Origin of the sequence: Mesorhizobium sp. B4-1-1 (assembly GCF_006439375.1) — a bacterium.
Classification (GTDB): domain Bacteria; phylum Pseudomonadota; class Alphaproteobacteria; order Rhizobiales; family Rhizobiaceae; genus Mesorhizobium.
The window spans coordinates 81,417-93,639 of the sequence record NZ_VFTH01000018.1 but is presented as its reverse complement, the minus strand read 5'-3'; the positions used below and the strand labels follow the sequence as shown (position 1 = coordinate 93,639).

8 protein-coding genes are annotated in these 12,223 nt (G+C 64.8%); 4 read left to right on the top strand and 4 right to left on the bottom strand.

Annotated elements, in window-relative coordinates:
- Positions 1-40: 40 nt before the first annotated feature.
- On the top strand, positions 41-1,615 hold the full coding sequence (locus FJW10_RS23060) for an alkaline phosphatase (RefSeq protein WP_140901759.1): 1,575 nt from the start codon (positions 41-43) through the stop codon (positions 1,613-1,615).
- Positions 1,616-1,819: 204 nt separating this feature from the next.
- Here FJW10_RS23060 and FJW10_RS23055 read toward each other — a convergent pair whose 3' ends face one another.
- Positions 1,820-2,101: a hypothetical protein gene (locus FJW10_RS23055; protein WP_140832727.1), complete on the bottom strand. Its 282-nt coding sequence runs from the start codon at positions 2,099-2,101 to the stop codon at positions 1,820-1,822.
- A 201-nt stretch (positions 2,102-2,302) separates the two neighbouring features.
- On the opposite strand from FJW10_RS23055, the gene typA reads away from it, so the two are divergent.
- Entirely contained in the window at positions 2,303-4,132 is a 1,830-nt protein-coding gene (gene typA, locus FJW10_RS23050) for a translational GTPase TypA (RefSeq protein ID WP_140901758.1), read from the top strand.
- Here the strand turns inward: typA and FJW10_RS23045 are convergent.
- The gene (locus FJW10_RS23045) at positions 4,069-4,800 is read right to left on the bottom strand and encodes a DUF1062 domain-containing protein (RefSeq protein WP_246674351.1); all 732 of its coding nucleotides are present in this window, start codon (positions 4,798-4,800) and stop codon (positions 4,069-4,071) included. The genes typA and FJW10_RS23045 overlap by 64 nt on opposite strands.
- A 463-nt stretch (positions 4,801-5,263) precedes the next feature.
- On the opposite strand from FJW10_RS23045, the gene FJW10_RS23040 reads away from it, so the two are divergent.
- On the top strand, positions 5,264-5,878 hold the full coding sequence (locus FJW10_RS23040; RefSeq protein WP_140647002.1) for a LysE family translocator: 615 nt from the start codon (positions 5,264-5,266) through the stop codon (positions 5,876-5,878).
- 62 nt (positions 5,879-5,940) lie between these two features.
- Here FJW10_RS23040 and FJW10_RS23035 read toward each other — a convergent pair whose 3' ends face one another.
- Positions 5,941-6,264 carry a YciI family protein gene (locus FJW10_RS23035; protein ID WP_140832731.1) on the bottom strand — a complete coding sequence of 108 codons (324 nt, stop codon included), beginning with the start codon at positions 6,262-6,264 and terminating at the stop codon, positions 5,941-5,943.
- A 166-nt stretch (positions 6,265-6,430) separates the two neighbouring features.
- Positions 6,431-6,994, bottom strand: coding sequence for a peroxidase-related enzyme (locus tag FJW10_RS23030; RefSeq protein WP_140832733.1), 564 nt, complete (start codon positions 6,992-6,994; stop codon positions 6,431-6,433).
- A gap of 130 nt (positions 6,995-7,124) precedes the next feature.
- Between FJW10_RS23030 and FJW10_RS23025 the strand changes: the two genes are divergently transcribed.
- A complete protein-coding gene (locus tag FJW10_RS23025; RefSeq protein ID WP_140901757.1) occupies positions 7,125-11,894 on the top strand; it encodes an NAD-glutamate dehydrogenase in 4,770 nt (1,589 codons plus the stop codon).
- Positions 11,895-12,223: the final 329 nt, after the last annotated feature.

The window sequence follows — 12,223 nt, the reverse complement described above, 5'->3', positions numbered from 1 at the left end:
AGAGCTTGGCGGTCCCGTTCAACGCCATCCGGAGACAGCCATGAACAAGCTTTCGTTGACTCGCCGCGCTTTCGTCACCTCGGCCAGCGCCTTCGGCCTTGTCGGCGCCTCCGGACTCGCGCTGCCATACTATTCCCGCGCCAGCCAGCGTCCGGCCTTCACGCATGGCGTCCAGTCGGGCGACGTGGACGCCACCTCCGGCATGGTGTGGACGCGCACGGACCGTCCGGCGCGCGTGATGTATGAAGTGTCGACGACCGAAAGCTTCGCCAATGCGACGCGGCTGGCGCCGCTCGATACCTCGCCGGCCAGCGACTACACGGTCAAGCGCCTGCTCACCGACCTCGCTTCCGATCAGGACATCTTCTACCGCATGGTGGCTGCCGACCTGTCCGACATCAACGCTGTCTCCGAGCCGATCGTCGGCCGCTTCCGCACCGCGCCGTCCTCGAAGCGTGACGTGCGCTTCGCCTGGTCGGGCGACACCGCCGGCCAGGGCTGGGGCATCGACGAGACCGGCATGAAGACCTATTCCACCATCGCCAAGCACACGCCGGACTTCTTCCTGCATTCGGGCGACACCATCTATGCCGACGGCGCCTTGAAGGACGAGGTCGACCTGCCCGGCGGCGGCAAGTGGAAGAACGTCGTCATGCTCGACGGCAAGCGCAAGGTCGCCGAGACGCTGGACGAATATCGCGACCAGTGGAAATACAACATGATGGACAAGCATGTGCTTGGCCTCTCCGCCATCTGCCCGACCTTCTACCAGTGGGACGACCACGAGGTGCTCAACAACTGGTCGGATTCGAAGAATCTGACCGCCGACAATCGCTACACCGAAAAGTCCATCCATGTGCTGGCGGCCCGCGCGGCGCGCGCCTTCCATGAGATGACGACCATCCGTTACGAGCCGTCGGAGCCCGGCCGCGTCTACCGCAAGATTTCCCACGGTCCGCTGCTCGACGTGTTCTTCCTCGACATGCGCTCCTATCGCGGCCCGAACGGCCCCGACATGGAGGAGACGCTGACGCCGAAGTCGCGCATGATCGGCGAGGAGCAGTCCAAGTGGCTTAAGCGCGAGCTGGCCAACTCACGGGCGACCTGGAAGATCATCGCCGCCGACATGCCGCTCAGCCTCGTCGTCTGGGACGACGCGGCCAAGAAGGTCGGTTTCGAGGCCGTCAGCAATAACGACAATGGCGCGCCGAAGGGCCGCGAGCTCGAATTCGCCGATGTGCTGCGCTTCATCAAGAATGCCGGCATCACCAACACGGTGTGGCTGACCGCCGACGTGCACTACACCGCGGCGCATTACTACAACCCCGACAAGGCGCAGTTCCAGGATTTCAATCCGTTCTGGGAATTCGTCTCCGGCCCGATCCATGCCGGCACCTTCGGCCCCAACGACCTCGACATGACCTTCGGGCCGGAGTTGAAATTCATCAAGGCGCCGACCGCCGAGCAGGGCCAGAACCTGCCGCCGTCGGCCGGGCTGCAGTTCTTCGGCCTGGTCGATATTTCGGGCGCGACCGAACAGCTCACCGTGCGGCTGATGGATCGCGACGACAACGAGCTTTACAAGGTGACGCTCGATCCGGTGCGGTCCGCGTAAGGGCGGCGCGGGGCGCCCCCTCTGTCCTGCCGGACATCTCCCGCGCAAGGGGGGAGATTGGCAGCTCCGCCGCTGCCGCTAGTCCTTCAGCGCTGGAGATTGGCGAAAGCCGACGCGACAGCTAATCTCCTCCCAAGCGGGGGAGATGTCCGCCAGAGGGGCGCGAAGGACCGCTACGTTTGCCGCGTTATACGCGGCGGCAGATCAATCCGGATAGCAGGCCCGCGGAATTTTCGGCCAAACCGCGGTGTCGCAATTGGCGTCCTTCTGGCGCTGCTTGAAGGCGGCGCTGACCGGGCCGGTGACGATCGGGTCGACGCCGTCGGGCGCGTCGGCGAACATCTGCTGCGCGGTCCTGGCGTCGGGCGGCTGTATGGAGCCGCTCTCTCTCAGGGCCGTCGCCGACTGTGCAACACCGGCCGCAAGCAGCACGCCGAGCGCTGCCCACGCGAAAACCGGACGCAATCTGGACATCTGATCGGTCATGAACATGAAATCGCCCGGCCCCTCAAAGGTTCCGCCTTGGTTAACGAAATCATTTCACACCAAGACGTTTAAGAATCAGTGACCATGTATTTGGAGCCGGGCCTCCCCTTTCGCAATTGCGAAAAACCCTGTATGAGCCGCGCAACCGAAAAAGGCGGCGCTTTTGGGCCTGCTGCCTGCAACGTTCCCGAGACCAGAAAAATGAACCTCCGCAATATCGCGATCATCGCGCACGTCGACCATGGCAAGACCACGCTGGTCGACCAGCTTCTGAAACAGTCCGGCGCCTTCCGCGACAACCAGCGCGTCGCCGAGCGCGCCATGGATTCCAACGACCTCGAAAAGGAACGCGGCATCACGATCCTGGCCAAGGCGACCTCGGTCGACTGGCACGGCACCCGCATCAACATTGTCGATACGCCCGGACACGCCGATTTTGGCGGCGAGGTCGAGCGCATCCTGTCGATGGTGGATTCGGCGATCGTGCTCGTCGACGCCGCCGAAGGCCCGATGCCGCAGACCAAGTTCGTGGTCGGCAAGGCACTCAAGGTCGGCCTGCGTCCCATCGTTGTCATCAACAAGATCGACCGTCCGGACGCCCGCCATATCGAAGTGGTCAACGAGGTGTTCGACCTGTTCGCGGCCCTCGACGCCACCGACGAGCAGCTCGATTTCCCGATCCTCTACGGCTCGGGCCGCGACGGTTGGGTGTCTGAAAATCCCGAGGGCCCGAAGGACCAGGGTCTCGCCCCGCTGTTCGACCTGGTCGTCAAGCATGTGCCGGCACCGACCGTTCATCCCGGCCCATTCCGCATGATCGGCACCATCCTCGAAGCCAACCCGTTCCTCGGCCGCATCATCACCGGCCGCATCGAGTCGGGCACGCTGAAGGCCAACCAGGCGGTCAAGGTGCTGCACCATGACGGCACGCAGATCGAGACCGGCCGCGTCTCCAAGATCCTCGCCTTCCGCGGTCTCGAGCGCCAGCCGATCGAGGAAGCCCAGGCGGGCGACATCGTGGCCATCGCCGGCCTGTCGAAGGGCACGGTCGCCGACACTTTCTGCGACCCGGCGGTGAGCGAGCCGCTGCATGCGCAGCCGATCGACCCGCCGACCGTCACCATGTCCTTCCTGGTCAATGACTCGCCGCTCGCCGGCACCGAGGGCGACAAGGTGACCAGCCGCGTCATCCGCGACCGCCTGCTGCGCGAGGCCGAGGGCAATGTCGCGCTCAAGATCGAGGAATCGGCGGAGAAGGACTCCTTCTTCGTCTCCGGCCGCGGCGAGTTGCAACTCGCCGTGCTGATCGAGACGATGCGCCGCGAAGGTTTCGAGCTTGCCGTGTCGCGTCCGCGCGTCGTCATGCAGAAGGGCGACGACGGCCAGCTGCTGGAGCCGGTCGAGGAAGTCGTCATCGACGTCGACGAGGAGCATGCCGGCGTCGTCGTGCAGAAGATGTCGGAACGCAAGGCCGAAATGGTCGAGCTGCGTCCATCCGGCGGCAACCGCCAGCGCCTTGTCTTCCACGCACCGACGCGCGGCCTGATCGGCTACCAGTCCGAATTGTTGACCGACACGCGCGGCACCGCCGTGATGAACCGCCTGTTCTTCGCCTATGAGCCTTACAAGGGCGAGTTGCCCGGCCGCACCAACGGCGTGCTGATCTCCAACGAGCAGGGCGAATCGGTCGCCTATGCGATGTGGAACCTCGAAGACCGCGGCCCGATGATCATCGATCCGGGCGTCAAGGTCTACCAGGGCATGATCATCGGCGTCCATTCGCGCGACAACGACCTCGAAGTGAACGTGCTCAAGGGCAAGAAGCTCACCAACATCCGCGCCGCCGGCAAGGACGAGGCGGTGAAGCTGACCCCACCGATCCGCATGACGCTGGAGCGGGCGCTGGCCTGGATCCAGGACGACGAGCTGGTCGAGGTGACGCCGAAGACCATTCGCCTCCGCAAGCTCTATCTCGACCCGAACGAGCGCAAGCGTTTCGAAAAGGCCGCCAAGGTGATGGGCGCGGCGTAAGCTTTGCAGACGAAGTTCAAAGAGGGAGCGGAAGCTGCCTCTTTTCGTTTCAGCGGCACGCGGCCGACAGGATAGCGCGGCAATCCGCCTCCTCGGCCAGATCGACGCGCACCGCCAGGCCGTCGCGAACCGGCTTGCGCAAGGCTTTGGCGCCATCCGGTTCGATGGTCAGTCGCCTTCGGTCGTCCAGGGCCTGAAGCCTTGACCGCGAAAGACCGAATTCGCCGGCGGCGGTCAAGCCGCAAAGGTGTCGTGCCATCGAGACGAAGTTCGAGCGCGAGCGCGACTGCGCGCCCCGGCTCGCCGTCCAGAAGCTCCTTTCGGACCGTGACGTCGGGAGATTCCTCGATCCGGCCGGCCCGGTCGCGCAGCGCGGCGGCATCGAAAGCATGGCGGCGGACAAACGCCGGATCGTTGCTTTCAAACGCCGTGAGCAGCGCCGGCTCGATGTCGCGGCGGTTTCGCCGTTCCAGGATGGCGAAATTCCAGCAGTTGTCGCAGTCGACGCAGCGATAGATCAGCCAGACGTCAATGCGCTTGCCGTTGGCATTGACGCGGAATTTCTCGCTGCATTGATAAGCCTTGAGGCCGGTGCAGCGGTTGCAGTTGATCAGAGGTCGAGGCGCGGTTACGGGCGCGATCGTCCAGTGGACACGCAAGGTAGACATGCCGGCAGGCCCTTCCCGTCGGGAAGTCCGTCAGGCCGGCAATGTCCGAGATGCCCCTTTTTGTTGAGCATGATCTTTTCCGAAAACCGGGTACCACTTTTCGCTGACGTGGGCCTTTGGTTCGGGATCATGCTCGTGCTGGCACGGCGTGGCGAAGGCTGCGTGTGTTGGAAGTCAGGCGTCGGCGTGGGTCACACGCGGCGGCTCAGCAATGCCAAACCGGTCTCGAACCGCCGCCTGAAGAACACGTGAGATGAAGCAGACACGCCAATGGCCGCGCCTGCGGTGCATTCAGAGGAGTTGGCGAGACCGGCGGTTACTGAGGCAAAGTGAAGCTCGAAAATGGATATCGGAGTGGGTCTTCTAACCGCATGGCGTCCAGCCGGCAAGCCGACCGACTTTCGCCATCCCGGTGGTTGCGCTAGTCTCGCGGGGTCGAGTTCTTCGCCACAAGAGGTCCGCCATGCATCTCGCCTCGCTGCTGATCTTCGCCGCCGCTTTGTTCGTCGCCGCCGGCTCGCCCGGCCCGTCGATCGCAGCACTCGTGGCGCGCGTGATCTCGAAGGGGTTCCGCGACGTCTTCCCGTTCCTGCTGGCGATGTGGATCGGTGAAGCCGTCTGGCTGTCGCTGGCGGTGTTCGGGCTCGCCGTCGTGGCGCAGACCTTCCACTACGCTTTCGTCGTCGTGAAATGGGTTGGCGTCGCCTATCTCGCCTATCTGGCGTTCAAGATGTGGACGGCGCCGGTCGAGGCGAAGGAAGGCGAGATGCCGCGCGAGGACTCGCCTCTGAAACTGTTCTTTGCCGGCATGGCGGTGACGCTCGGCAACCCGAAGATCATGATGTTCTATCTGGCGCTGCTGCCGACCATCATCGATCTTGCCTCGGTCAGCGTTGTCGGCTGGGTCGAGCTGACGCTGACCATGGCTATCGTGCTGGTGGTCATCGACCTCGCCTGGGTGCTGGCGGCATCGCAGGCGCGCCGGCTCCTGAAGAGCAAGCGCGCCATGAAGATCGCCAACCGCGTCAGCGCTACGACGATGGCGGGCGCGGCCGCGGCAATCGCGGCGCGTTCCTAATGCATGTCGCCCAAAGTGCACCGCGGTTTTGGGATAACGACATGCATCAAAACGCGTAAGCGCTACATCATCTCGATGATCGGCGCGATCTCCACGCTGAAGGCAGGGTCCATCAGGATCGGGCAGTCCTTGGCCTTGGCGACGGCGTCGTCGATGTCTTTTGCCTCGACGATGGTGTAGCCGGCGGTCGGATTGCTGCCGCCATTGTTCTCGATCTTGCCGCTCGGCAGCACCGTCTTCGACATGCCGACCGGATTGCCGCCGTCGACCACTGCCGAGCCGAGCTTGTCGTACCAGCCGGTCCAGGCATCCATAGCCGCTTTCCGTTCGGCTTCGTCGGTCGGCATCTTGCCGGAGCCGTGATAGACATAGAGAAATTTCGCCATGTTCTCCTCCCTTGTCGGCGGCGTCGAACCGGCATGCGGCCACGCCGCTTGCAATATGCGGCTACGCCGCAGTCGGATGTGCGGCTATGCCGCAATCCTGATCATCGGACCAAATGGCGGGATGGGCAATGAAAAATTCGATATCGCTAATATAAAGCCGCGGCCGCTACCGCGCCATGGCGTGGTATTCGGGGTTGGGCCGCATGTCGACCGCGGCGGCCACCCGGTTCGACATGTTGAAGAAGGCGGCGGTCGAGGCGATGTCCCAGATATCGCGATCGGTGAAGCCGGCCTGGCGCAAGGCGGCGCGGTCGGCCTCGACGATCCTGGCCGGCTCCTCGGTCAGCTTGACCGCAAATTCGAGCATCGCTGTCTGTTTCGGCGATAGCGCGGCGGCGCGGAAATTCATCACCATCATCTCGCCGAGCGCCGGCTCGCCCGACAGCTGGCGCACCGCCGCGCCATGCGCGGTCAGGCAATAGAAACAGTGGTTGATCGAGGAGACGACCACGGCGATCATCTCGCGCTCCAGCTTCGAAAGGCCGGAATCGCCGAGCATCAGATCGTTGTACATGTCGGTGAAGGCGCGCAGCTTCTTCTCGTCGAAGGCGTAGGCGGTGAGCACGTTGGGTACGAGGCCGAGCTTCTCCCGGCATTTGTCGAAATAGGCTTTCGTCGCCTCGCTGAGTTCCGCCTGGACAAGGTCGAGCGCGGTTATTTTGCCGGTCATGGTCATTCTCTCCTCGCGCGGCGATGGCGTCGGCTCGAATTTTTTAAAGCGTCGTCAAACCTTTGTCGCCAAACCGCAGTCATCTGGCTACCATAGTCGCAAAAGCATGCCACGGGAGGCAATAAGCGTCATGGCCAGCGTGAAATCCAAGCCGAAGAAGAAAGCCGCCGCCGCGAAAGCGGAGGAGAAACCCGCAAGGCTTGCCGACTATCTGCTGGCACGGGCGCCCGCCGAGGACATCGCGGCCTATGACGTGGCCGATCTCGAACGCGCCGGCGAGCTCGCCGCCCAAGCGGTCGCCGGCCACAGGAAAGGCGAAAGCGTCGTCGCCGTCGAAGCCGATTCGGGCGTCGCTTGCGACGGCCGGCCGGTAACGGTCATCACCGTCGTCAACGACAATATGCCGTTCCTGTTCGATTCCATCCTTGGCGAGATCACCGAGATCAGCGGCGAGCCGACGCTGGTCACCCATCCGATCGTCACCGTCCGCCACGGCAAGGATGGCGTGGTCGAGGTGCTTGGCGATGTCGGCAAGGAGGACGACGACAGGCTGAGTGTCGTCCATGTCCACATTCCAAGGCTGAACGCCGAGCAGGCCAAGAGCCTCACCGAGCGGCTGCGCAAGATGCTTTCGCAGGTTCGGGCGGCCGTCGTCGACTGGAAACGCATGCTCGCCCGCCTCGACCAGGCGATTTCCGAATTCCGCTATTCGGCGGTGCCGCTCGACAAGAAGAGCGTCGCCGAGGCGATCGCCTTCCTAGAATGGCTGCGCGACGACAATTTCACCTTCCTCGGCATGCGCGAGTTCAAATATACCGGCGGCGAGGAAAGCGGCTCGCTGGAGCGCGCCGAGAAGCCGGGCCTCGGCATCCTTTCGGATCCCGATGTGCTGGTGTTGAGGCGCGGCACGGAGGCGGTGACGACGACGCCGGAGATCCGCGCCTTCCTGCACGGGCCGGAGCCGCTGATCGTCACCAAGGCCAACGCCAAGTCGTCGGTGCATCGCCGCATCTATCTCGATTACATCGGCATCAAGACCTACACGGCGAAAGGCGCGCTTGCGGGCGAGCTGCGCATCGTCGGCCTGTTCACCTCGACCGCCTACACGCGCTCGGTGATGAAGATCCCCTATCTGCGCTCCAAGGCCGAGACCGTGATCTCGAAATCCGGTTTCGATCCGCACGATCATTCCGGCAAGGCGCTGATCAACATCCTGGAAAGCTATCCGCGCGACGAGCTGTTCCAGGTCCCCATTCCCATCCTGCGCAAGCATGCCGGCGCCATACTCGGGCTGATCGAGCGGCCGCGCGTGCGGGCGCTGGTGCGCGTCGACCAGTTTGACCGCTTCGTCTCGATCATCGTTTTCGTGCCGCGCGACCGCTACGACAGCGTCGTGCGCGAGAAGGTCGGCACCTATCTCAAGACCGCGTTCGAAGGCCGGTTGTCGGCCTATTACCCGGCCTTCCCGGAAGGCGGGCTGGCGCGCGTGCATTTCATCATCGGCCGTTCCGGCGGCAAGACGCCGAAGGTCGAGCAGTCGACGATCGAGGCGGCGATCCGCGACATCGTGCGCACCTGGGAGGACGCGCTCTCCGAAGCCGCGGAAGCCGCCGGCAGCGATCCGGCGCTGAAGGCGATCGCGGCGCGGTTCCCCGAAAGCTATCGCGACTCCTTCTCGGCCGCCGTGGCGTTGGCCGATGCCGGGCGCATCGCGAAAATCAACGCCGTCAATCCGATCGCCATCGACTATTACCGCCATGCCGACCAGAAGCCGCAACAGGCGGCTTTGAAAATCTATCATTTCGGCAGTCCGGTGGCGCTGTCGCGGCGCGTGCCGGTGCTGGAAAACATCGGCTTCCGCGTCATCAGCGAGCGCACCTTCGAGGTCGGCGACGATCCGGCGGGCACGGTCTTCATCCACGACATGGAGCTGGAGAACAGCTACGGCGCGCGAATAGACCTCGCCGATGGCGGCGCGCTGTTCGAGAACGCGTTCCTGTCGGTCTGGCGCGGCGATGTCGACAATGACGGCTATAACGGCCTGGCCCAGACCGCCGGCCTGTGGTCGGGCGAGATCACCATATTGCGCGCCTATGGCCGCTATCTGCAGCAGGCCGGTATTCCGCAGAGCCAGGATTTCATCGCCGCCGCGCTCAACCGCTATCCGGAGATCGCGCGCGGCCTGCATGCGCTGTTCGTCGCCCGGCTCGGCCCGACGGCGGAGGGCGATGGCGCGGTCGCCGCCAAGCACCTCAAGGCCAAGATCAAGGACGCGCTGGAGGAGGTGCCCAATATCGATGACGACACCATCATCCGCCGCTATCTGAACCTCATCGAAGCCTCGCTGCGCACCAACCATTTCGTATCCGATACAAAAGCGAAGGGACAATCGCTGGCGATCAAGCTGGACTCGCAAGCGGTCGAGGGCCTGCCGGCGCCGCGGCCATGGCGCGAAATATTCGTCTATGGCTCGGAGGTGGAAGGCGTGCATCTGCGCTTCGGCCCGGTGGCTCGGGGCGGCCTGCGCTGGTCGGACCGCGCCCAGGACTATCGCACCGAGGTGCTAGGCCTGGTGAAGGCGCAGCAGGTGAAGAACGCGGTCATCGTGCCGGTCGGCGCCAAGGGCGGCTTCTACCCGAAGAAGCTGCCGATGAGCGCCGGGCGCGACGCCATCTTCGAAGCCGGCACCTCGGCCTACAAGAATTTCGTCTCCAGCCTGCTCTCGATCACCGACAATATCGGCGTCGACGGCGTCATCCCGCCGGCCGGCGTGGTGCGGCGCGATCCTGACGATCCCTATTTCGTCGTCGCCGCCGACAAGGGCACCGCGACCTTCTCCGATACCGCCAACGCCATTTCCGAAAAACACCACTTCTGGCTGGACGACGCTTTCGCCAGCGGCGGTTCGGCCGGCTACGACCACAAGAAGATGGGCATCACCGCCAAGGGCGCCTGGGAAGCGGTGAAGCGGCATTTCCGCGAGATCAACCGGGACATCCAGACCTCGCCCTTCACCGTGGTGGGCGTCGGCGACATGTCGGGCGACGTGTTCGGCAACGGCATGCTCTTGTCGCCGCAGACCAGGCTGATCGCAGCCTTCGACCATCGCGACATCTTCATCGACCCCGATCCGGACATGGCCGCATCGATGGCCGAGCGGGTGCGCATGTTCGCGCTGCCGCGCTCGTCCTGGCAGGACTACGACAAGTCGAAGCTGTCGGAAGGCGGCGTCATCGTCTCGCGCAACCAGAAATCGATCACGCTGCCGCCGGCGGCCGCCGCCGCCGTCGGCCTCGCCAAGACGACGGCGACGCCGGTCGAGATCATGAACGCCATCCTCAAGGCGCCGGTCGACCTTTTGTGGTTCGGCGGCATCGGCACTTATGTGCGGGCTTCGGGCGAGAGCAACCAGGATGTCGGCGACCGGGCAAACGACGCCGTCCGCGTCACCGCGCTCGATGTCCGGGCGAAAGTCATCGGCGAGGGCGCCAATCTCGGCGTCACGCAGCGGGCGCGCATCGAGTTCGGCCTGAATGGCGGCCGCTGCAATTCGGACGCCATCGACAATTCGGGCGGCGTCAACTGCTCCGACGTCGAGGTCAACATCAAGATCGCGCTGGCTTCCGCCATGCGCAAGGGCTCGCTGACGCGGCCGGCGCGCAACAAGCTGCTCGCCGAGATGACCGACGAGGTGGGCGCGCTGGTACTCTCCAACAACTATCAGCAGACGCTGGCGCTCTCGCTGGCGCGCAAGCGCGGCCTTGCCGACATCGCGCACCAGGCCCGTTTCATGACGGCGCTGGAATCGCGCGGCCTGCTCGACCGCGCGGTCGAGACGCTGCCTTCGCCGGCGGCGCTTGCCGAACGCGAGGCGCGCGGTGAGCCGCTGACCAGGGCCGAGCTCGGCGTGCTGCTCGCCTATGCCAAGATCGTGCTGTTCTCCGACATCGTCGCCAGCGACGTGCCGGACGAGGAACATTTCGACCGCGACCTGATGGGCTATTTCCCGGAACGCATGGCGAGGAAATTCGCCGGCGAGATCCGCGACCACCGGCTGCGGCGCGAGATCATCGCGCGCGTCGTCGCCAACGATCTAGTCAATCGCGGCGGTCCGACCTTCGTCAACCGGCTGCAGGAAGCGACCGGCCGCACGGCGGCCGATGTCGTGCGCACCTTCGCCGTGGTCCGCGACGGCTTCGCGCTGCCGGCGCTCTACAAGGAGATCGACGCGCTCGACAACCAGATCGACGGCCAGATCCAGCTCGATCTCTACCAGGCGGTCAGCCGGCTCATCTTCGTGACCAGCGGCTGGTCCCTGAAGAACGAAGCGGGTTCCGCGCCGCTTGGCCAGCGCATCGCCGAATTGCAGGATGCGCGAAAGGCGCTGGAGCCGAAACTGGCGTCGCTGCTGCCGGCCTTCTCGCGCGAGCGCGTCGAGGAGCGGCGGCACGGCCTGTTCAAGGGCGGCGCGCCGGAGAAGCTCGCCGGGCAGCTCGCTCTGGCCGAGGTGGCCGAGCTGATTCCGGATGTCGCGCTCACCGCGCGCACGGCCAATGCCGACGTCGTCAATGCGGCCAAGGCGTTCTTCGCCGTCAGCGATGCCTTCCGCATCCCGCGCGTCGAGGAAGCCGCGCGCTCGATCATGCCGCCCGACTATTACGACCAGTTGGCGCTGTCGCGCGCGACCGACACGATCGGCGTGGCGCGGCGCGGCATCGCGGTGGCGGCGCTCACCGCGCACGGCACGGCGGCGGATCCGGTCGGGGCATGGCTCGAGGCCGGCGGCGAACGCGTCGCGCGCATCCGCGAGCGGCTGCAGGCGCTGACCGAAGGCGGCGACATCACCGTGTCGCGGCTCTCGGTGGCGTCGGGGCTGATGAGCGACCTGACGGGGATGTGAAGTTCCTCGCCCTGCCAAAGCGGCTGGTCTTTGGCGATAGCGCGCATGGCAGCTTGGCGCTTGCGTTATCCTATGCTGCGCGGGTCGACCCCCACTCCGTCTCGGCTTCGCCGAGCCACCTCTCCCCCGATCGACGGGGTAGAGGAAGGCGCCCAAGCTTTTTGCCGTCAATGCTCGTCGAGCAACGCTCCTTTCCCTTCCCTCCGGAGGGGGAAAGGTGGCGCTGCGAAGCAGCGACGGATTGGGGGAACCACCTGGCAATCAAGCCTCGGCCTGATCGGTCACGCCAGAAGATGCGTGCATCGCGTAGCCGCCTTCGTGGGGCGAGG